A 20,825-nucleotide genomic window follows, 5' to 3' on the forward strand; every position below is an offset into this window, starting at 1 on the left:
CAGGGATCGCGCCTCATGCACCGCCTCGCCCACATCCATGACCGGACCTCCCGCGGGCTTTTCCTGCTTGCGGGATGCGGGCTCGTCGCCGCCACGGCGCTCTATGTGTTCGAGGTCGTGGCGCGCTACGTCTTCGACGCACCGACGACGTGGTCCGGCGAGGCGGTGCAATATGCGCTTGCCGTCGTGATCTTTTGCGCCCTGCCCGAGATCACCCGCACCCGCGCCCATGTCGCCATCGACCTCGTCCCCGAAGCGGCCGGACCGCGTGCAGCACTCTGGCTTGGCCGCTTCAACCTCGCGGTCGCCGCAACCGCCTGCGGCGTCTCCGGCTGGATCGTCGCCGGCGAGGCCGTGAAACAGTTCCAGAGGGGCCTGATGACCAACGCCGCAAACCCGATCCCGCGCTGGTGGATCACTGCCGTCATCGCGCTCGGCCTTTCAAGCGCGGCGGTGCATCTCGCACGCCAGCTCGCCGAAACGCGTCGCCAGGCACGTGGCGAAACGCATCCGGAACCGCACTGATGACCTGGGCCGTCTTCCTGCTGGTCGCCATCGGCCTGCTTCTGGCGCTGCTCTTCGCCGGCGTGCGTATCTTCGCCGCCTTCCTGGCGCTCAATCTCGTCGGCCTGACTCTCTTGCTCGGACCGCGCGGCTTCGGCCTGTTCTCCAATTCCATCTATGAAACGGCGACCTCCCCCTCGCTGATGACCGTCGCGCTCTTCGTGCTGATGGGCGAGGTCCTGTTCCGCTCGGGAACCGTCGCCGTCCTGTTCGACAGCATCGACCGGCTGGTCGGCGGGCTGCGGGGCCGCCTCTATGTGGTGACCATCGCGCTTTCCACCGTCTTCGGCGCGCTGTCGGGCTCCGCCGTCGCCGTGGCGGCCATGCTCGGCCGGTCCGTCCTGCCGCTGATGCAGGCGCGCGGCTACGACACACGGCTTTCCGCCGGAACGATCCTCGCCGGGGCCAGCCTCGCGCCGATCATTCCGCCGAGTCTGCTGGCGATCATTGTCGGGTCGCTCGCCGATGTCTCGATCGCCGGCCTGCTCGTCGCCGGCATCCTTCCCGGCATCCTGTTCGCCGGCCTTACCCTCGCCTGGGTGATTGTGAGCGGCGACAGCGGTGTCGAACGGCAATCCGCAGACGCCGTCGGACGGATCGCATCCCCGAGCGCCGCCGGCCTCTCCGTGCCCCTGGCGATCGCCCGCATGCTGCCTTTCCTGATCGTCGTCTTTTCCGTAATGGGGCTGATCCTGCTCGGCATCGCCACCCCCTCGGAGGCCGCCGCCACCGGGGTGGTCGGCGCCATCGTCGTTGCCGCGCTGTTCGGACGCCTGTCGCTGCGCATGCTGGGCGAAGCGGTCTCCTCCGCGGTCACCATCGCCGGCGTCATTCTCGTCATCGTCTGCTCGGCCAAGCTTTTCAGCCAGCTGCTGTCGCTGGCCGGCGCAACGCGCGGTCTCGTCGCCCTGACCGGCGAGCTCGGCCTCGGCCCCGACCTCACGCTGCTCCTGATGATGCTGATTCCTTTCTTTCTGTGCATGTTCATCGACCAGATCGCTTTCATGCTGCTGGCGGTGCCGATCTACCAGCCGATCGTCGCGTCGATGGGCTACGATCCGATCTGGTTCTGGACGTTGTTCCTGATCATCCTGACAGTCGGCAGCCTGACGCCGCCCTTCGGCTACACGCTCTTTGCCCTGCGCGGCGCCAATCCGACGCTCAGCACGGCACGCGTCTTTTCCGCCGCATGGCCAGTGGTCGGCATCTTCCTTTCCGGCATGGTGATCCTGTGGGCGCTTCCCGGTCTCGTCACCGCGATCCCGGCGCTGCTCAAATGAGCTGGCGCCGACATGACACCGCGACCTCGCATTTCGTGGCCTCGACGGACGAGACGGACCTTGCGCTGCATCTGCGCGCCCATGGCGACGACCCCGCACGCACGCCGGTCCTCTTCGTGCATGGCGCGACCTACGCCAGCCGGCTCTACGACGTACCCCATCCCGGGGCAAGCTGGTTGAAGGCCACTGCGGATGCCGGCTTTGCCGCCTATGCGCTCGACATTCGCGGCTACGGAAAATCGCACTCCGCCCGCATGGAGCACACAAAGGCGCCCTACGCCCGCGCATCGGCGGCACGGCGCGACATCGACGACGCGGTCAACTGGATCCTCGCCCGGCACGACCGGCTCCAGTTGCATCTGGTCGGCGGATCCTGGGGATCGATCACCACAGCCTCCTACGCCGCCGGTACGGGTGCGGACAGGGTCGAGCGGCTCGTTCTCTACGCGCCGATCTTTGCGGAGAAGAACGACGCCTGGCTGTCTCTGCTTGCCGATCCGGCCGATGCGTCACGGCTCAATCCGGCCTTCGGCGCCTGCCGCCTCGTCACCGAAGCGGACACGCGTGCCCGCTGGGACGCGGAAATGCCGGAGGGCGCGGACTGGCGTGACGAGGACGTGTTCCAGGCGATGGTGCGCGCCTCGCTCGCCGACGACCCGCAGTCGCCGCGCCACGAGGCTCCCGCCTTCCGCGCGCCCAACGGCACCTTCGTCGATCTGTTCGAGGCGTTCAGCGCCCGCCCCCTCTACGATCCGGGTGCGATCCGCGCGCCGGCGTTGCTGATCCGCGGCGGGGCGGATCCGACCTCGACGCGCAGCGATGCGCTCCAGCTCTTCGACCGCCTCGGGTCGGAGCAAAAACACTATCTGGAGATCGCCAACGGCGCGCATTTCGTCAGCGCCGAGCGACAGGCCCCTTCCGTCTTCGACGCCACGGCGCGTTTTTTGCTGGAAACGGCACTGCATCCGTAGAGCACCAAAAAAAAATTTGGAAGCACGGTTCGTTAAAATTCAACCGGTTCCAGAAACCCCGTGTTCGAGCTTCCCCCTCCATCTTTGATCCGAGGAAGAAAATTATTCTTCTCTTTACCTGACTCAACGCAAGTGAACCAAAACAAGGATCGGTCGCATGCGTCATCATGTTGCAAGCCGGAGCGCGGCATCTCCCCTCCTTGATCACCTGCTGAACAGCGTTCACCAGGGCATCACGGTGTTCGATGCGGATCTGCGTCTCGTCCTCGCCAACGACACGGCCCTTCAGATGCTCGGCGTTCCTGCAGGTCTTCTCCAGGACATGCCGACGATGGAACAACTGTTGCGGTTCAACGCCGAGCGCGGCGACTACGGCCCCGGCGACCGGGAAGAGCAGATCAGGAGCCGCCTCGAACTGGCCGCCAGCCAGGAGGCCCACGACTTCGAGCGAACACGCCCGGACGGCACGATCCTGCGCATCCAGGGCACGCCGATGGCCGACGGCGGTTTCGTGACCCTTTACTCCGACGTCACCGAGCTTCGGCGCCAGGAACGGGAACTGGCGGCCTCGCACGTTCGGCTGGAGGAGCGCCTGGAGGCGCGCACGGCCGAACTGCGCAAGGAGCACGACATGCTGGTCAACGCGGTGAATGCCGTGCGCGACGGACTGGTCATTGTCGACCGGAACGGACGCATCGTGCTCGCCAACGAAACCTTCGAGCGTCTGTTTCCCTATCGCGATGACTTCGGCCGCCAGGACGCCGATATCCTCCCGGTCCTGCACCGCTACGGCCCCTGCGGCCTGGTCGAGGCGCTCGAGGGCATCGACAGCGACCCGGAAACGCCCAGCGAGTTCCAGTTCCGGACCGGCGCCTGGTATCGGGTCAGCCGCCGGCCGACCGGCGACGACGGGACGATTACCTACAAGTTCACCGACATCACGACCTTCAAGAAACAGCACCGCACGCTGCAGCGGCATACCGACAAGCTGGTCAAGATGCTGCGCCACGAGCAGGAGGTCAACGAGATGCAGCGGGAGTTCGTGTCGATGGCCTCGCATGAATTCCGCACGCCGCTGGCGATCATAGACAGCAATGCACAGCGGCTCCTGCGCCGCCTGCAGGTGGCACGAAACCGCGTCGACGGGGCGCCGCCCGATCCCGATACCCAGATCGAACGGCTCGGCCATATACGCGAATCCGTCGACCGGATGCAGTATCTGATCAATCGTTTCCTGCGCTTTTCGAAGGGACAGTCGGGCGCACTCGAGATCGAGCCCGTCGACGCTCCGTTGCGCGAGCTGGTCGAGACCGTGTGCACGCGTCAAATGCGGGTCTGCGCCACGCACAAGATCGATGTCGACCTCGCCGGCCTGCCCGAAATGTCGCGCATCGACACCAGTCTCATTGAGCAATGTGTCGACAACGTCGTGTCGAATGCGATCAAGTATTCCCCCGCCGGCGAGCGCATCCATGTACGCGGCGATGTGGAGGGACGCTTCGCGGTCGTTCGCGTCACCGACTGCGGCGTCGGCATCCCGGCGAACGAGATCCCCAAGATCTGCAATCGTTACTATCGCGCAACGACCGCAAGCGGGATCGCAGGAACCGGGATCGGCCTGCATATGGCCAACATGATCGTAACCGGACATGGCGGCAAGCTGGTGGTCTCGAGCAAGGTCGGCGACGGCACGACCGTGGAGATTCACCTTCCCGTCGCGCAGAACGTCAACGAAGTGTCAGAATCGAGCAAGGCAGCATCATGAACAAGAAACAGACGATCCTGTGCATCGAGGACGAACCCCTTCTGCTCAAGGACCTCAAGGAAGAACTCGAGGACGCAGGCTACGAGGTCGTCACCGCAAGCAACGGAAAGGAAGGACTCGACGCCCTCGCCCGGATCAAGCCGGACCTCATTTTGTGCGATATGATGATGCCGATCATGAACGGCCCGGACCTGCTTGAGCGTATCCGCAAGGACCATCCGGCGCTCACCGGCGTGCCCTTCATATTCCTGACCGCGCTCGCCACCCGCGAAAACATCATCAAGGGCAAGCGCCTGGGCGCCGACGACTATCTGACCAAGCCGATAGATTTTGACATGCTCCTCGCCACGGTCGAGGCAAGGCTGAAAGAGGTTGAACGGATCAGCGGCGCCCACAAGCGGCAGTTGGCCAAGATCGCGAAGGCCGTGCGCAACATGACCCAGTCGAGGGGGCCGCTCGACATCGTCATCGTCGGCTCCAACCCGAAGATCACCGAACCGATCCGCTCCGCCCTCGACGAACTGGGCTGCAAGGTCACGCTGGTGTCCCAGGAAAGCCTGGCGCAAAGGCAGCTATGTCTGGACTCTCCCGACATCACGCTCCTCGTCTACAGCAAGATCGTGCACTATTTCCTGCAAAACCTGACCCGGCCCGGCGGGCGGGCGCACAAGGGAAAGATTGTCCTGCTTGCCCCGCCGCACCTGCCGGAAGACACGCGCAACGGCCTCGTCGAAACCGGCGTCGACGATTTTCTGGAGTACCCCTATCGTCCCGTCGACGTCTTCAAGCTGCTGATGGCCGGGCTTCAGCCGGCCTGAGCGTTTGCCGGCGCTGCCGGTCAAAGGGCGTTTCGACACGCCGGCCCCCTCAGCCGCAAGCCCCGCGAACGCGAAACGGGCGGCACCGGTGCTTCGGTGCCGCCCGTCTCATGTGTCTTTCGCAAGCGTGTTTCGCGCGCAACCGCATCCCGCGCGCCGCAGCGGGACGCGGAGCCTTGCGCGTCATGCCCTCAGTGCAGGATCTGGCTGAGGAACAGCTTGGTGCGCTCGTGTTGCGGGTTGGTGAAGAACTGCTCCGGTTCGTTCTGCTCCACGATCATGCCCTGATCCATGAAGATCACCCGGTTGGCGACCTGACGCGCAAACCCCATTTCATGGGTCACGCACAGCATGGTCATGCCCTCTTCGGCAAGGCTGACCATCACGTCCAGCACTTCCTTGATCATCTCGGGATCGAGCGCCGAGGTCGGCTCGTCGAACAGCATGATCTTCGGGCTCATGCACAGCGAGCGGGCGATGGCGACGCGCTGCTGCTGGCCACCGGACAACTGGCCGGGATACTTGCTGGCCTGCTCGGGGATCTTCACCCGCTCCAGATAATGCATCGCGATTTCCTCGGCCTTGGCCTTGGGCATCTTGCGCACCCAGATCGGCGCGAGCGTGCAGTTTTCCAGGATCGTGAGATGCGGGAAGAGGTTGAAGTGCTGGAAGCACATGCCGACCTCGCGGCGAATCTCGTCGATCTTCTTCAGATCGTCGGTCAGTTCGATGCCGTCGACGGCGATCATTCCCTTCTGGTGTTCCTCCAGACGGTTGATGCAGCGGATCATCGTCGATTTGCCGGAGCCGGACGGACCGCAGATGACGATGCGCTCGCCGCGCATGACCTTGAGGTTGATGTCGCGCAGCACGTGGAAATCCCCGTACCACTTGTTCATGTTCTCGATCTCGATGGCGACGTCCGTGTCCGAGATATGCATCGTCGGACGGGTAACGGCTGCGGCTGCATTGTCGGTCATGTCTAGTTGCTCCAAACCTGAATAAGCGAGGCGATGTGCCGTGGATACCGGGTCGGCGGGAGACGCGCGGCTAGCGCGCGTGCCCCCTGTGCAGCCGCCGCTCCATGTACATGGAGTAACGCGACATGCCGAAGCAGAAGATCCAGAACACGAAGGCCGCAAAGATGAAGCCGGTGGCCGGCGTGTTCGGCGATGCCCAGTTGGCATCCGAGAAGTTCAGCGTCACGATGCCGAGCAGATCGAACAGGCCGATGATCAGCACCAGGCTGGTGTCCTTGAACAGGCCGATGAAGGTGTTCACGATCCCCGGGATCACGAGCTTCAGCGCCTGTGGCAGGATGATCAGGCGCATGCCCTGCGAGTAGGACAGCCCCATCGCGTCGGCGGCTTCGTATTGCCCTTTCGAAATCGCCTGCAGCCCGCCGCGCACCACCTCTGCCATATAGGCGGAGGCAAACAGCGCGACGCCGATCAGGGCCCGCAGCAGCTTGTCGAAGTTGACGCCGTCGGGCAGAAACAGCGGCAGCATCACCGACGACATGAACAAGACGGTGATCAGCGGCACGCCGCGCCAGAACTCGATGAAGATCACCGAAATCAGCCGCACGGCCGGCAGATGCGAGCGACGACCAAGGGCGAGAACGATGCCGATCGGGAAGGACGCCACGATGCCGACGATGGCAACCACAAGCGTGACCAGCAAACCGCCCCACAACTGCGTCTCGACGAACTCCAGCCCAAAGTCGAAGGCGGCGATGGCAAAGACCAGCGCCACCGATGCAACGCCAAGGCCGACGCCGATCAAGGGGCGTCCGAACGGGATCTTTGCGTTGATGCAGACCGCCGCGACAATTCCCAGCAGCACCGCCGAAAGCGCGGCATAGGTGAGCCAGAACCCGGCCGAGATGTCGACGTTGCCGCCCGTGAGCAGGATGAAACCGACAATCGGAAACACCACGATCAGATAAAGCACGGTCTCGCGCTTGAACGGAACCTGGGGGATTGCCGCCGGAACCAGGCCGGCGATCAGCAACAGGCCCGTCAGATCGACGCGCCAGCGCTCCTCGAACGGATAGCGCCCGTACATGAACTGACCGAACTTCGCGTTGACGAAGGCCCAGCAGGCCCCCGCTCCTTCCACGACGCAGGCGTCCCGACTGCTGCCGGTGTAGACCGCATCGATGAACAGCCAGTTGATGACCGGCGGCACGATCAGCGCGAGAATGGCGATGCCGACGATCGTCAGGATCGAGTTCCCGATCGAATCGAACAGATTGCCGCGTATCCAGCCAATGGTGCCGGTCTTGGTCGAAGGCGGCGCATATTGCGGGGCGTCTTCGGTGCGCACATAGGCGACTGTACCTGTATCCATCGCCTTTACCTTTCCACCAGCGCCACACGGCGGTTGTACCAATTCATGAAGGCCGACGTGGACAGCGAGATCGTCAGATAGACAAGCATGGTGATGATGATCACCTCGACCGCCTGACCCGTCTGGTTCAGCACCGTTCCGGCGAAGACCGCGACGATATCCGGATAACCGATGGCCACCGCCAGCGACGAGTTCTTCGTCAGGTTCAGATACTGGCTCGTCAGCGGCGGGATGATCACCCGCATCGCCTGCGGGATCACGACGAGTTGCAGCGTGCGCCGGGGACGGATGCCGAGCGAGAACGCGGCCTCGGTCTGGCCGTGGGAGACGGCCAGAATGCCCGCGCGCACGATTTCCGCGACGAAGGCAGCCGTGTAGAGCGACAGGCCGAGAAGCAGCGCCATGAACTCCGGATTGACGACCGTGCCGCCGGCGAAGTTGAACCCCTTGAGTTCCGCATAGGCGAGATTGACGGGCATGCCGGTCACGAAGAAGACCAGAAGCGGCAGCAGGATAATGAGGCCGAGGCCGACGAGCAGGCTTGGGAACTGCTTGCCGGTGGCGAGTTGGCGCGCCCGCGCCCAGCGCATAATGCCGTAGCTTCCGGCGATTGCCGCCAGAAACGCATAGAAGATCAGGTCGCTGCCGGGCTGTCCGACGACATCGGGAAGGATAAGGCCGCGGTTGTTGAGAAAGACGCCGGACATCGGCTCAAGGGACTGACGCGGCGACGGCAGCACCGAGAGCACGGCCTTGTACCAGAACAGCAACTGCAGCAGCAGCGGCACATTGCGCAGGATCTCGACGTAGAGCTGCGCAAGCTGACGGATCACGAAGTTTTTGGAAAGCCTTGCAACGCCGACAATGAAGCCGATCACCGTCGCGATGAGAATGCCGATCGACGATACCAGCAGCGTGTTCACCAGGCCGACGAGAAACGCCCGGAAATAGGTGTTGTCATTGGTATACGGGACAAGCGTTTGCGAAATGTCGAAGCCGGCCCGTTCGGAAAAGAAGCCAAGACCGGAAGCGATGCCGGCCCGCTCGAGATTGGTCTTTGCATTATAGGCAAAGAATGCAACCACCCCAATGAGGGCGGCGACGACGAGCGCCTGGAATATCAGGCCGCGCACGCGCGGATTGTAGAACCAGGATGTCCCTGCTGCGTCGCCTGCATGCTCGCCCGTGGCAGAGCTCACAGGTGTCATGTCAGACTGTATCCCCTCGCCCGAACCGGCGCAGTGGCCAGTCCGATACATTCACCCGTTTTCGGGCGCTTATGACCTGATTTTTCAGGTTTTCGGAAAGTGATGCAAATGGACCCGGCGCGGTGCGCCGGGTCCGGATCGTAAACCGCGGTTAGCGGATCGGCGGTGCGTACTGCAGGCCGCCCTTCGACCACAGCGCGTTCACGCCGCGCTCGATGCCGAGCGGGGTGTCCGGGCCGACGTTGGCGTTGAACATCTCGCCGTAGTTGCCGACATGCTTGATGATGCGCGCCGCCCAGTCGTTCGACAGGCCGATCGACTCGCCAAACTGGCCGTCAATGCCCAGAAGACGACGAATGCTCGGGTTTTCGGAGCTCATCATTTCATCGACGTTCTCGGACGTCACGCCCAGCTCTTCAGCGTTGACCATCGCAAACAGCGTCCACTTGACGATGTTGAACCACTGGTCGTCGCCCTGGCGAACGACCGGGCCGAGCGGCTCCTTGGAGATGATTTCCGGAAGCACGACGTGGTCGGCCGGGTTGGTCAGCTGAAGACGGATCGAATAGAGGCCCGAGGCGTCCGTGGTGTAGACGTCGCAACGGTTGGCGTCATAGGCCGCATTGACCTCTTCGAGCTTCTCGAACACCACCGGCTGGTAGTCCATGCCGTTGGCCTTGAAGTAGTCGGTGAGGTTCAGCTCGGTGGTCGTGCCGGTCTGCACGCAGACCGAAGCGCCGGACAGCTCAAGCGCGGACGTCACGTCGAGGCCCTTGCGCACCATGAAGCCCTGACCGTCGTAGTAGTTCACGCCGGTAAAGTTCAGGCCCAGCGTGGTGTCGCGGGTCATCGTCCAGGTTGTGTTGCGCACCAGAACATCGACTTCGCCGGTCTGCAGCGCGGTGAAGCGCTCCTTGGCGGTCAGCGGTGTGAACTTCACGGCTTCCGCGTCGTCGAAGATCGCCGCGGCGATTGCGCGGCATGTGTCAACGTCGAGGCCGGTCCACTCGCCGGCATCGTTGGGAGCGGCGAAACCGGCGAGGCCGGTGTTGGAGCCGCACTGCAGGAAGCCGTTGGCCTTGACATCGTCAAGCGTCGCAGCGGAAGCGGCCGTGGCGCTCAAACCAAGCGCGGCGCCAAGCGCGATCGTAAGAAATTTGTTCGTCATGGATATGCAGCCTTCTCTTTTGCCCTGTCTGAATATCGGGTTCGTCCGAGATCACGTGCAAGGGATACAGCATGCAACCATGCGCAGCATTGGTGTCACTGGAATTCCCCTCCCGGCATGTCGCGACCATTGTTGTTTTCAAGCCGTCAGACATGCCACCGTTATCTCACGGGTGCATTCGATGGCATTTATGGCTAAGGGTCAAGAGGCGCTGCGTCATGCCGCCCGTGAATTGTGAAAAAATTTTCACAATCCGAAAAACCAAACAGCCATTCCGAAAGGAAGATGATGTCCGCCTCCCAGTCGAACGGCAGCGCCGGTCTCGCGACACGCCTGACCCAGATCGGCCGCACGCCGAGCGCCTTTCACGGGTTCGTCAACCCGCCCGTCGCACATGCCTCGACCGTGCTGTTTCCGGACACCGCGACCATGCTGTCGGGCAAGCAGACCTACCACTATGCCCGCCGTGGCAATCCCACTACAAACGCCCTGGAAGACGCCATCGCGGATCTCGAGGGCGCGGCCGGCGCGAAGCTGGCCTCTTGCGGTCTCAACGCCATCGCACTGGCATTGCTGTCGTGTTTGTCGTCGGGCGATCATCTTCTGATCACCGACAGCGTCTATGGTCCCACCCGGAATCTGGCAGAGACAACGCTCAGGCGGCTGGGCATCGAGATCGAGTATTACGATCCCGCCATCGGGTCCGGCATCGCGGCGCTGATGCGCCCCAACACGAAAGCGGTGATGACGGAAGCCCCCGGGTCGCTCACCTTCGAGATGCAGGACATCCCGGCAATCGCCGAGGCTGCGCATGTCGCCGACGCCCTGGTTGTGATGGACAACACCTGGGCCACGCCCTGCTATTTCCAGCCGATCGCCCATGGCGTGGATCTGTCGATCCAGGCCGGCACGAAATACATCGTCGGCCATTCCGATGCGATGCTTGGAACGGTCGCGGCCAGCGAGCGCGCCTGGGAGGCGCTCGACGCCACTGCGGGTGCGCTCGGCATTCATGTCGGGCCGGACGACGTGTTTCTGGGCCTGCGCGGGCTGCGCACCATGCATGTGCGGCTGCGCCAGCACATGGAAAGCGGTCTGGAGATCGCCCGCTGGCTGCAAACGCGTGACGAGGTCGCCCGCGTGCGCCATCCCGCCCTGCCCGAGGATCCGGGCCATGCGCTGTGGAGCCGCGATTTCTGCGGTGCTTCGGGTCTCTTCGCCTTCGACTTCACCGACGACGTCACATTTGCGCAAGGCTGCGCCTTCCTCGATGCCCTGCGGCTTTTCGGTCTCGGCTATTCCTGGGGCGGCTTCGAGAGCCTCGCCATTCCCGTACGTCTGAAGGGCATGCGCACCGCGACGCCGATGCCCGACGGCGGGCCCGGCATCCGCCTGCATGTCGGGCTGGAGGATGTCGCGGATATTCGCGCCGATCTCGAAGCCGGTTTCGCCGCGCTCAAGGGCTGAACCGCACCCGAATTGACCGCCGTCCGCGGCCCTGACGGTCTCCGTCACGGCGCGGGCGGTTGCTTTTGCACCGCCCGAACCGCCACGTCAGATGCTGGGATCGCGGCGCTTTTCGCGGAAAATGAGCCAGAGATTGCGCAGGTAGATGATCAGGCCGAGGCCCTGGCCGGCGATGAACACCGGGTCTCCCACCTGGATCGCATAGACGAACAAAAGACTGCCGCCGGCGATGGAAAAGAACCAGAAGGCCACCGGCACGATGGAGCGCCCGACCCGTTCGGACGCGACCCATTGCACCACGAAACGCATCATGAACATCGCCTGGGCGACGAATCCGAGCGCCACCCAGCCGTCGAACCGCTCGATGAACACGCTGTAGAGCCAGGCAGTCAGATCGGCTAGCACCGCAACTTACTCCTTCGCCTTGTCCGCCGGAATGCCGGCGATGGCTGAAACCTGCGGGATGCGCTTGCGCCGGCGGCGCAGCCACCACACGCCGAAGAGATCGAGGACCCCGACGAGCGCCCGGTCGAAGATCCCGTATTTCGAGGTGCCGTGACGGCGCTGGCGGTCGACGATATCGACGTGAGTCACGCCATAGCCCTCCCGCAGCACAAGCGCTGGAAGAAACCGGTGCCAGCTGTCGAAATACGGCAGGCGCAGGAAGACATCACGCCGCAACGCCTTCAATCCGCAGCCCGAATCGCGCGTCTGGTCTTTCAGCATCCAGCCGCGCAGCCGATTGGCGAACCGCGAGGCAAGCCGCTTGGCGGCACTCGCCTTGCGCCCGGTTCGCTGACCGGCCGCCAGCGCCACAGAAGGTCCGGCGGCCTCAAGCGCGGCAAGAAGTGCTGGAATGTAAGCCGGGTCATTCTCGCCGTCACCGTCGATGGTCACCACGACCGCGCCGCGCGCGGCATGGAGCCCCGAGCGAACCGACGCGCTCTGGCCGCAGGCCGAGGCGTGGCGCAGGGCGCGCAGGAACGGAAGCACGCGGGCGCGTTCCGCCAGCATCTCGGCGCTGCCGTCGCTGGACCCGTCGTCAACGACCACGATCTCGAAACTCCGGCCGGAAAGGCCGGCGGCGATCTCGTCGATCAGCCCCACCAGGTTCTCGCGTTCGTCCTTCGCCGGCACGATCACGGAAACGTCCGGCGCGGCGGACTGCCCGGGCGTCGTCGTCATTTCACATCCCCCGACAGGTCCGCCGCGCCGGCCGCAGGCCGGGCAAAGGACCGTGCGCCGGTCGCCGAGCGCCAAAGCGCGCGCGCGCTGGCGCGAAAGCTGACACGCCCCATGATCGGAGTGATCGCGCCGAGCCGGTTGAAACGGAAGCCGATGCGACGGTGCGCCATCCAGCGCGCCGCCACGACACCGACACTCAGGCCCAGCAGCGTTCCGGCGATCACATCGCTCGGGTAATGAGCGCCGACCATGATGCGACTGAAGGCGATCCAGAAGCCGCACACGACGATCAGCCAGCGATAGGTCGGAAAGATCAGCGCAAGCGTCGTCGCCAACGCCGCAATCGTCGTGGAATGACCCGACGGAAAGCTCGTATATGCGCCCTTCAGCGCGAGGAAGTCGAAATGAACCGGCCCGACCTCTTCGTAGAGCTTCGGCCGGGCACGGCCCAACACCCACTTCAGGAACAAAACGATGACGCCGCTGGAGGCGACCACGACGAAGATGTAGGCGCCGAAGGTCCACAGCGCCGACAACGCCATGCGCACACGCCAGGTCAGCCGGTCCCAATCGAGCGCAAGCGTCGCCAGGCAATAGATACCGGTGGTCCACAGGATCCAGTGTCCCTTGCCGAGATCGGTGATCGCGATGAAGGCGTTCTTGTATTGCTGCGGCAGGGAGCGAAGCCAAGGATAGGTGGGAATGTCGAGCACGATCACCGCGATCCCGACGGTCAGCAACAGCACGGCGAGAATGTCCTGCGGCCGATGACCCGGCGGCAGGGGGGCTCGCTGCGCCGCCACCCGGTGTTCGCGCCCCGCAATTAGTGTCCGGATCGCGACGGCATTGGAGCGTGCGCGGATCATGGCGCGCCGTATCCGGCCGTCACCCGCATGCGCCGGCGCGCGGCTCGTTTCGCTCTCCTCACTCACGCTCCGTCTCCTGTGCACGGTAAAGACCCATATCCATCTCGTCGCCGCCGTTGATGTTCAAACCGGTGACACGCACCGCGCTTGGGTCACGCACATCGCCAAGTTCCGCCATGGCCTTCAGGAAGGCCGCCTCATGACGCATGTCGATGACGACGACACGACACCCGGCGTCCGCCCCCTCTCCTGCCCCGGGTTCGACAAGAAAGCGCGCCGCACCCTCCGCCGAGGTCGGCAGCGTATCGGTGCCCTGCAGGAAGATGTAGCTCGGTTCGTTGAAGCCGACGTTGGCAACGCGTGGCGACGCACAGCCCGCTTCCTGCGCCACCGCATCCGCAAGCCGGGAACTGATCCAGATCGGCGACAGGCCCGGCAACGTGAAGCCCCAGGTCGCCACGATCAGCAGGAAGCCGGCGAGAAGCGTCGACGGCAGGGCAGCCACCGCAGCGCCGCGGGCCATATGCCGCATCGCGGCAAGGCCGGGAACAAGCGCCAGCGCGGCGATCACGGCGCCCGGCGGCGACGGCCAGACACCCACGACAGGGCCGGCGATGAAATTGGCCGCCGCCACACCGGCGACGGGAACGAACAGCAGCCCGGCGGCGGCAAAGCACCATCCCTTCGACGGCGGGCCCTCCCGGCGTGACAGAAGCACGGCGGCGAGAAGCGCAATGCCGGGAAGCAACGGCAGCGTGTAATGCGGCAGCTTGGTCGCGGTGAACTCGAAGACAGCCCAGGTCGGCAAGACCCAACACAGCGCGAAGATCACCGCCGGCGCGCGACGCGCAGCCATCAGACCGGGCAGCGCCAGCACCATGAAGGCGGACAAAGGCCAAAAGGTGCCCAGCGCCGCGACAAGATGGGTCAGCGGCGGCGCCCCGTGGCTTTCCTGCCCCGTTGCGACCTTGCCGAGCAGGTCCTTGCCGATGGCCTCCGCAAAGAACGCCCCGTCGGTGTGGATGTGGATCGCCACGAACCACGGCAAGACCAGAAGCAGGAAAGCGGCAATGCCACGCAGCGGATAGAGGAGCTTCATCCAGCCGGTCTCGCGCGTCGCGATCGACAGAAGCACCACGGTGAGACCGACCACCATCGGCCCGACCGGCCCCTTGATCAGCACCGACGCGGCGAGCGCGACCCAAAACAGCGCCGCCAGCCAAGGGCGCCCCCGCAAGGCGGCGCGTTCCAGCCAGATCCGCGCAAGCGCTCCCTGCGCGGCCAGGATGGTGGCCATCAGCATGGCGTCGGTCTTGGCCAGACGTGCCTCCACCCCGACGATCAGCGAGGCCGCGACCAGCGCTCCGGCAACGAACGCCACCGGCGGTGCCGCAAAGGCGCGCACGCACCAGTAGGTCAGCAGGACCGCGAGGATCGCCCCCAGTTGCGAGGGCAGCCGATACACCCAGATCGGCGCATCCTTGCCAAGCCCGCTTGCCTCCACGACCGCGGACTGGAGCCAGTAGATGCCAACCGGCTTCTTGTGGCGCGCCGTCTCCTGGAACCGGATGTCGATGAAATCGCGGCTTTCCACCATCTGCTTGGTAGCCTGGGCGAAGCGCGGTTCGTCGCGGTCGAGCGGCGGCACCTGGGTGAGGCCCGGGGCGAAGAAAACGAGGCCCAGAAGAAGCAGAACAAGCGGGGCGAGGCCCCTCCGGCCGATGACGCGCAACCAGCGCACGCCGGCAGTCCCGAAGCCTTCCGTTGCCCGCCCGGCGGATGTTTCGCTCATTGTCGTAAAGCCTATGCGACCGACTGGTAATGGCAACCGCGCCCACGCGCGATCCGGCCCCCGCGCGCTTCCTACATGAGAGCGCGCAAAAGGGAAACCGTTCGCGCACAACTCTCTCGCCTTCACACGCGCTCGCCGCTAGCTTTCGACACGCTGTCCGTCCCGTTTGCCAAACCGAAGTGGAGATTTCCGCAATGACCCTGATCGCGCAGATCACCGACCTGCACATCCGCCCGAGAGGCCTTGCCTGCTACCGCGTCAGCGAAACCAACATGCTGGCGGAGCGAGCCGTCGCGGCGCTGAACGCGCTCGCCCCCCAGCCCGACGCGGTCGTGGTCACCGGCGATCTCGCGGACGCGCCAGACGAGCGGGAATATGCCGGCGTCCAGCGGATTCTGTCCCGCATCAAGGCCCCGGTCTTTGTCATCCCGGGCAATCACGATTCGCCCGCGATGATGCGCGACCTGTTGACCGGCGTCGGCCCGATCGATCAGGGCAGCGACAGCAAGGTCCACTACGCGGTCGACATCGGCGACGTGCGGCTCGTCGCGCTCGACAGTTCGGTCCCGGGAAAGCCGCATGGCGAACTCGGCAGCGCCCAGCTTGCCTGGCTGGAGCATACGCTCGCAGAAAGCGACCGGCCGACGCTGATCGCCATACACCACCCGCCGGCGGCGACCGGCATCGCCCATATGGACCGGATCGGACTGAAGGATTCCGACGCGCTGGCGGCGCTTCTGTCGCGCAACAGCCATGTCGAGCGGATCATGTGCGGTCACATCCACCGCACCATCATCGCCTCCGTCGGCGGAACGGTGATGACACTGGCACCCAGCACCGGCCATCAAGTGCACTTGGATATCGCCGACCGGGAACCGGGCCGCTTCATCATGGAACCTCCGGGTTTTTTCCTGCACCACCACACGCGCGGCAGCGGCGTTGTCAGCCACCTCGCCTATATCGAAGCGTTCCCCGGCCCCTTCCCGTTTTTCGCCGACGAGGGCGTGAGCTGGTAGCCACTCCGTGCCTGAGCGCATCGGCCCGGCAGACTTTAACCTGTCGCGGACCAACCGCTGCCGATGATGCAGCAAAGACCAAAACACCGCGTCGACCGCCGTGCCCGTGCAAGCAGAGCGGTGGAAAATGCACTCCTACGAATCGTTGAACCCGCGAAAATACTGTCATTTATCGAAAGTGATTCGGTGAAAGATGCACGAGAACTATTGTAAAAAACACTGACCCACAGAAGAAGTAAACGCTACAACATAAGATGTTGGACTGCAAAAATTACTGTTTAATTTGCATCATCTTCTCTATAATAACAATTCAGCGTCAAATACGGCAAGAAATCGAGCATGCATGGCGCAAAATGACAAGAAAGAAACAGAATCGCAAGCAATGCTTGAGCAAGGTACGTCCTCGAATACGCGCAAATTGACCTCCTCCGATGCACCGTCATCCGGCTCGCTCCCGCCGGATGTTCCCGCACACATCGATGATCGACCGGATAAAATCGTGATTGGCGCAAACCCCGGCTTTCTTCTGGGTGACATTCCGTCCTTTGTGGTGATGCGGGTGTCCCGCTGCAGTGCAGGCGGGACGTTCTCCATCGATTTCATCAGCGAGAGCTGCGAAGCGATCTGGGGCCTCTCACAAGCGCAGATTGACAAGGATCTGGACCGCCTCTGGGCGCGCGTTGCCCCCGAAGACAAGACGCTGATGTTCGAGACCTTGCGGCAGGCCGGAAAGCAGGACCGCGAATGGGCCGGCACCTTCCGTATTCTTGAACCCGAAGGTGGCCGCAAATGGGTCGTGGGCCGCGGAATACCGCGCCGGGACATCTCCGTGTCCGAGACCTGGAGCATCACGATCACCGACGTGACGGAGCAGATACAGGCTTTCCACGACCTTCAGGCGAGCGAAATCCGCTTCAGGGCACTGGCGGAAAGCGTTCCAGGGGCGATTTTCAGATATTGCATTCACCCGGACGGCGCCGAGGAAATCACGGACATGAGCCCGGGCTGCCGGGGTCTTTGGGAACTCACGCCCGAGGAAACCATCATCGACGCCTCGTCGGTCTGGCAGCTGGTCCTCGACGAAGACCGTCCGGCAATGCAGCAGTCCGTCATGGTCTCGGCCCGAACCCTGGAGCCATGGCATCACGTATGGCGCATTCGGACGCGTTCGGGAAAACTGAAATGGCTCGAGGGCCGCGGACAGCCGAGACGCCTGCCCGACGGCAAAACCGTCTGGCACAGTGCCGTGTTCGATGTCAGCGAGCAGCGGGAAAAGGATGACGAGATCCGCCGCCTTGCGGAACAGGACGACCTTACCGGTCTCGCCAATCGCGCCGTTCTGCGCATTCGGCTGCAGGACATGCTGGCGCGCCATCACGAGACGTATGGAACTGGCGCGCTCATTCTCATCGGCCTCGACCATTTCAAGGATATCAATGACACGCTTGGCCACGACGTCGGCGACGGCGTTCTCGTCACGATCGCCGAACGGCTCAAGGGCTGCCTGAACGACGGAGACCTCGTGGCACGTCCGGGCGGCGACGAATTCGCGGTGCTTCTGGACCACATGCCGGACGAACCATCGGTCACCGCCGTCATCGAACGCATTTCGCTCCGGCTTGGCGACGATGTCCTCCTCAAAGGACGCCAGATTGCCATCGGCCTGTCGATCGGCGCGGCCTTGTTTCCGCGCGACGGACGCACGGCAAGTGAAGTGCTGAAACACGCCGGCATCGCCCTGTTCGAGGCCAAGGCCGCTGGACGGAACACCCATGTCTTCTTCTCACCCGCCCACAGCGCACTTCGCGCCCGGCGTCAGACACTGGCGGAAGCCCTCAGAACCGCGATCGCAAACGGAACGCCACGGGTCGCCTTTCAGCCCATCGTCGAAACAGCAAGTGCCGCCCACCGGGGCTTCGAGGCACTCGCGCGATGGACCCATCATGAAACGCCGGTCTCGCCGTGCGAGTTCATTCCGCTTGCGGAAGAAACCGGGTTGGCGACCGCGTTGGGCGATCTTGTGTTCCACAAGGCGTTGTCGCGCATTGCCGCGCTGCGCGAGCGCGGACTGAACCCGGGGATCGTCTCGATCAACGTGTCGGCGCGGCAATTGCGGGACCCGTCATTTCCACAGACCGTCGGCGACGCGTTGTCGTATCACGGACTCGCTCCCGGAGATCTGGAGATCGAGGTGACGGAAACCGTGATCTTCGGGCGCTGGGCGGACCGGATTGCCCGCACGCTCCAAGATCTGCACGGCATGGGTGCGCGCATCGCGCTCGACGATTTCGGCACGGGCTATGCGTCCCTCATTCATCTCAGACGCTTGCAGGTGCACCGCCTCAAGATCGACCAGTCCTTCATCAAAGAGTGCACGGAAAGCGCCGACGACGCGATCATCGTGCGCGCGATCATCAATTTGGCGCAGTCGCTCGGGCTTGATGTGGTTGCGGAAGGGATCGAAACCCAGCAGCAACGGCGGTTTTTGCAGGAAAGCGGCTGCGATTTCGCGCAGGGCTATCTGTTTGGCCGCCCGACGACGGATTTCGCCGCGATCGAGAGGTACTTGCGCGACGCACCCTGAACGCATGCGCCCAGACGGTTCCCGGAGAGCATCCAAGCGGCGACCACAGGTGTAAAATGCGCTGTAAAACGCCTGGAAGCACCTGCGAAGGAATTGCTGCAACCCATTGAAAAATTGGCGACCCCGGCAGGATTCGAACCTGCGACCATCGGCTTAGAAGGCCGGTGCTCTATCCACTGAGCTACGGGGCCGTTTGGGCAGTCGTCATTGAGAAACGATCCGGGGCGCAGCCGGTCCGTGACCAAACCGCAAGCGCGCCCGACCGCGCAGCCTGCTCAATGCGTCCAGGGCAGGACCCGGTCGTACCGGAAATTGTCCGAATAGGCGATTTTCGGGACACGACGGGTCTGCTGAGCTTCGACCCGGTAGGCGATGCCGTTGCGTCTGGCATAGGCCACCGCCTCGTCCTGGGTCTCGAACCGCAGGCGCACCTGCTGCTTCATGTCCGACGACGACGTGTACCCCATCAGCGGCTCGATCGAGCGTGCGGTTTCAGGCACGAACTCCAGGATCCAGTCGTGGGCGTTGCCGCGTCCGGATTGCGTTGCCGTCTTTGCCGGCGAGAAAATGCGTGCGACCATCGGGCGTGTTCCCTCACCATGAGCTTTGCCTGTCCCCGGCGGGACAAGGCTCTTCCTGTTTATTCCGTCCAGAGGACATGAAGTCAATGCCGAGCTGCGCACAAGACGCAGCCATCAGCCGCAACCCGATGTTCCCGCCCCTCATGGCTGGCCCAGCCGCAATCCGAAAACCGGGCGCAACCGGAAGGCATGCCATGGCGATGACGCGATACGCGCGACAATCGAGGGACCGCAGACCGCCTCCAGACGCTCGATGAAGGCCCGCATGCCATTATCCACGGCAGCATTGAACCCCTCGTGGCGCGACCCCACCTTCAACCCGATCGACGGGTTGGTGTTGATCTCGTAAACGGCAAGCCGGCCGTCGCGAAACCCGAAATCGGCCCGACCGTAGTCGATGCCGGCTTCCTCGAACGCGGGCCGCAGCAGCTCCGCATGCGGATTGGCCGCCATTTCGGCAACGATTCCCTCGAACTCCGCATCCGTGGCGAGACCGCGCTGCCCGTATTTCACGAAAGGGCTGCCTTCCATCACCGTGTTTCCCGGCAGCATCACGTCACCGACGCGGTAGATCGTATGACGCCGGTAGACCCCGTCGCGCACGGGTGTGTTGGCGAACTCGGTCACCAGCACGCGCGTCAGCGGGACGCCCTCGCTTTGAACCTTGTCGAGATAGGTCTCCAGCGCGGACTGATCCTCCAGCAATTCGAAAAAGTGCTGACTGTGCCCCTCCTCGCATTTCAGAAAGACGGGGAACCGCTCCGGACACGGACGCTGGGCCGCCGGATAGACCCGGTAGTCGTTGATGCCCAGGCGATGAAGCGTGCACAGCAGATCGTAGCGCAACAGCACAAGAGCCGGATCGTTGAACACCCGGACCCCGGCGTCGCGCAGCCTGCGGCAGACCTTTGCCGCCTCGGCGAGCTCGAAATAGCGCAGCCGGTCGAGGTCCGTGAACACGCAGGCGCTGGTCTCTATCCTGCTCTGGCGAAACAGCCAGTCGTATGTGCGCCCAGCCATCTCGAAATTGCGGTACGGCGACTTGCGAATGCCCTTGAGCGTATAGGCGTGTTCCGCCGTGGTGATGAAATGAATCATGACGCGATACGATAGCCTCCAGGCGAATGCGACGCCCCCGGTTGCAACAAGCGAAAACCGCAAGGATGGTTTGAATGCCAACATCGGCTGTGCTACGGATTTGTAGCAAT

18 protein-coding genes and 1 tRNA gene are annotated in these 20,825 nt (G+C 63.8%); 8 read left to right on the top strand and 11 right to left on the bottom strand.

The features are described from left to right. Positions 1-15: 15 nt before the first annotated feature. The 5 genes from BLU32_RS09605 to BLU32_RS09625 all read left to right on the top strand — a co-directional run bounded on the left by BLU32_RS09605 (position 16) and on the right by BLU32_RS09625 (position 5,398). Positions 16-525, top strand: coding sequence for a TRAP transporter small permease (locus BLU32_RS09605; RefSeq protein WP_157727604.1), 510 nt, complete (start codon positions 16-18; stop codon positions 523-525). After that, entirely contained in the window at positions 525-1,844 is a 1,320-nt protein-coding gene (locus BLU32_RS09610) for a TRAP transporter large permease (protein ID WP_093806501.1), read from the top strand. Before BLU32_RS09605 ends, BLU32_RS09610 begins: the two co-directional genes overlap by 1 nt. Beyond that, a complete protein-coding gene (locus BLU32_RS09615) occupies positions 1,841-2,815 on the top strand; it encodes an alpha/beta hydrolase (protein ID WP_157727605.1) in 975 nt (324 codons plus the stop codon). The genes BLU32_RS09610 and BLU32_RS09615 overlap by 4 nt, the downstream gene beginning before the upstream one ends. A 157-nt stretch (positions 2,816-2,972) precedes the next feature. Further along, positions 2,973-4,580: a PAS-domain containing protein gene (locus BLU32_RS09620; RefSeq protein ID WP_093806505.1), complete on the top strand. Its 1,608-nt coding sequence runs from the start codon at positions 2,973-2,975 to the stop codon at positions 4,578-4,580. Next, on the top strand, positions 4,577-5,398 hold the full coding sequence (locus BLU32_RS09625; protein WP_093806507.1) for a response regulator: 822 nt from the start codon (positions 4,577-4,579) through the stop codon (positions 5,396-5,398). The genes BLU32_RS09620 and BLU32_RS09625 overlap by 4 nt, the downstream gene beginning before the upstream one ends. Before the next feature lie 191 nt (positions 5,399-5,589). Here BLU32_RS09625 and BLU32_RS09630 read toward each other — a convergent pair whose 3' ends face one another. From BLU32_RS09630 to BLU32_RS09645, 4 genes are all read right to left on the bottom strand, one after another. Further along, entirely contained in the window at positions 5,590-6,378 is a 789-nt protein-coding gene (locus BLU32_RS09630) for an amino acid ABC transporter ATP-binding protein (protein WP_093806509.1), read from the bottom strand. A gap of 70 nt (positions 6,379-6,448) precedes the next feature. Beyond that, on the bottom strand, positions 6,449-7,750 hold the full coding sequence (locus BLU32_RS09635; RefSeq protein ID WP_093806511.1) for an amino acid ABC transporter permease: 1,302 nt from the start codon (positions 7,748-7,750) through the stop codon (positions 6,449-6,451). A 5-nt stretch (positions 7,751-7,755) separates the two neighbouring features. Beyond that, positions 7,756-8,958, bottom strand: a complete 1,203-nt coding sequence (locus BLU32_RS09640) for an amino acid ABC transporter permease (RefSeq protein WP_093806513.1) — start codon at positions 8,956-8,958, stop codon at positions 7,756-7,758. Positions 8,959-9,109: 151 nt separating this feature from the next. Then, positions 9,110-10,126, bottom strand: a complete 1,017-nt coding sequence (locus BLU32_RS09645; protein ID WP_093806515.1) for an amino acid ABC transporter substrate-binding protein — start codon at positions 10,124-10,126, stop codon at positions 9,110-9,112. Between the two features lie 285 nt (positions 10,127-10,411). Between BLU32_RS09645 and metC the strand changes: the two genes are divergently transcribed. Then, on the top strand, positions 10,412-11,593 hold the full coding sequence (metC, locus tag BLU32_RS09650) for a cystathionine beta-lyase (RefSeq protein ID WP_208977008.1): 1,182 nt from the start codon (positions 10,412-10,414) through the stop codon (positions 11,591-11,593). An 87-nt stretch (positions 11,594-11,680) separates the two neighbouring features. Here the strand turns inward: metC and BLU32_RS09655 are convergent, their stop codons facing one another. Genes BLU32_RS09655 through BLU32_RS09670 form a run of 4 tightly spaced genes read right to left on the bottom strand, consistent with a single transcriptional unit; the run spans position 11,681 to position 15,436 of the window. Then, positions 11,681-11,998: a lipid-A-disaccharide synthase N-terminal domain-containing protein gene (locus BLU32_RS09655; protein ID WP_093806517.1), complete on the bottom strand. Its 318-nt coding sequence runs from the start codon at positions 11,996-11,998 to the stop codon at positions 11,681-11,683. Between the two features lie 6 nt (positions 11,999-12,004). Further along, positions 12,005-12,778, bottom strand: a complete 774-nt coding sequence (locus BLU32_RS09660) for a glycosyltransferase family 2 protein (protein WP_093806519.1) — start codon at positions 12,776-12,778, stop codon at positions 12,005-12,007. Then, a complete protein-coding gene (locus tag BLU32_RS09665; RefSeq protein ID WP_208977009.1) occupies positions 12,775-13,710 on the bottom strand; it encodes a phosphatase PAP2 family protein in 936 nt (311 codons plus the stop codon). Before BLU32_RS09665 ends, BLU32_RS09660 begins: the two co-directional genes overlap by 4 nt. Continuing rightward, positions 13,703-15,436, bottom strand: a complete 1,734-nt coding sequence (locus BLU32_RS09670; RefSeq protein ID WP_093806521.1) for a glycosyltransferase family 39 protein — start codon at positions 15,434-15,436, stop codon at positions 13,703-13,705. Before BLU32_RS09670 ends, BLU32_RS09665 begins: the two co-directional genes overlap by 8 nt. A gap of 194 nt (positions 15,437-15,630) precedes the next feature. Here BLU32_RS09670 and BLU32_RS09675 point away from each other — a divergent pair, with 194 nt between their 5' ends. Continuing rightward, positions 15,631-16,452 (top strand): phosphodiesterase, encoded by an 822-nt coding sequence (locus BLU32_RS09675; RefSeq protein WP_093806523.1) that lies wholly within the window; start codon positions 15,631-15,633, stop codon positions 16,450-16,452. A 499-nt stretch (positions 16,453-16,951) separates the two neighbouring features. Then, entirely contained in the window at positions 16,952-19,036 is a 2,085-nt protein-coding gene (locus BLU32_RS09680) for a bifunctional diguanylate cyclase/phosphodiesterase (protein WP_172838554.1), read from the top strand. A gap of 115 nt (positions 19,037-19,151) precedes the next feature. Here the strand turns inward: BLU32_RS09680 and BLU32_RS09685 are convergent. From BLU32_RS09685 to BLU32_RS09695, 3 genes are all read right to left on the bottom strand, one after another. Continuing rightward, positions 19,152-19,227 (bottom strand) — tRNA-Arg (locus BLU32_RS09685). A gap of 84 nt (positions 19,228-19,311) precedes the next feature. Continuing rightward, positions 19,312-19,617, bottom strand: a complete 306-nt coding sequence (locus BLU32_RS09690) for an ETC complex I subunit (protein WP_093806527.1) — start codon at positions 19,615-19,617, stop codon at positions 19,312-19,314. A gap of 141 nt (positions 19,618-19,758) precedes the next feature. Next, positions 19,759-20,715 (bottom strand): hypothetical protein, encoded by a 957-nt coding sequence (locus tag BLU32_RS09695; protein WP_093806529.1) that lies wholly within the window; start codon positions 20,713-20,715, stop codon positions 19,759-19,761. Between the last annotated feature and the right edge of the window lie 110 nt (positions 20,716-20,825).

It is taken from the genome of Stappia sp. ES.058 (assembly GCF_900105595.1).
Classification (GTDB): Bacteria; Pseudomonadota; Alphaproteobacteria; order Rhizobiales; family Stappiaceae; genus Stappia.

Bases quoted from the DNA above. Each gene is read 5' to 3' on its own strand.
- BLU32_RS09605 (WP_157727604.1), top strand. From the start codon at position 16: ATGCACCGCCTCGCCCACATCCATGACCGGACCTCCCGCGGGCTTTTC.
- BLU32_RS09610 (WP_093806501.1), top strand. From the start codon at position 525: ATGACCTGGGCCGTCTTCCTGCTGGTCGCCATCGGCCTGCTTCTGGCG.
- BLU32_RS09615 (WP_157727605.1), top strand. From the start codon at position 1,841: ATGAGCTGGCGCCGACATGACACCGCGACCTCGCATTTCGTGGCCTCG.
- BLU32_RS09620 (WP_093806505.1), top strand. From the start codon at position 2,973: ATGCGTCATCATGTTGCAAGCCGGAGCGCGGCATCTCCCCTCCTTGAT.
- BLU32_RS09625 (WP_093806507.1), top strand. From the start codon at position 4,577: ATGAACAAGAAACAGACGATCCTGTGCATCGAGGACGAACCCCTTCTG.
- BLU32_RS09630 (WP_093806509.1), bottom strand. From the start codon at position 6,378: ATGACCGACAATGCAGCCGCAGCCGTTACCCGTCCGACGATGCATATC.
- BLU32_RS09635 (WP_093806511.1), bottom strand. From the start codon at position 7,750: ATGGATACAGGTACAGTCGCCTATGTGCGCACCGAAGACGCCCCGCAA.
- BLU32_RS09640 (WP_093806513.1), bottom strand. From the start codon at position 8,958: ATGACACCTGTGAGCTCTGCCACGGGCGAGCATGCAGGCGACGCAGCA.
- BLU32_RS09645 (WP_093806515.1), bottom strand. From the start codon at position 10,126: ATGACGAACAAATTTCTTACGATCGCGCTTGGCGCCGCGCTTGGTTTG.
- metC (WP_208977008.1), top strand. From the start codon at position 10,412: ATGATGTCCGCCTCCCAGTCGAACGGCAGCGCCGGTCTCGCGACACGC.
- BLU32_RS09660 (WP_093806519.1), bottom strand. From the start codon at position 12,778: ATGACGACGACGCCCGGGCAGTCCGCCGCGCCGGACGTTTCCGTGATC.
- BLU32_RS09670 (WP_093806521.1), bottom strand. From the start codon at position 15,436: ATGAGCGAAACATCCGCCGGGCGGGCAACGGAAGGCTTCGGGACTGCC.
- BLU32_RS09675 (WP_093806523.1), top strand. From the start codon at position 15,631: ATGACCCTGATCGCGCAGATCACCGACCTGCACATCCGCCCGAGAGGC.
- BLU32_RS09690 (WP_093806527.1), bottom strand. From the start codon at position 19,617: ATGGTCGCACGCATTTTCTCGCCGGCAAAGACGGCAACGCAATCCGGA.
- BLU32_RS09695 (WP_093806529.1), bottom strand. From the start codon at position 20,715: ATGATTCATTTCATCACCACGGCGGAACACGCCTATACGCTCAAGGGC.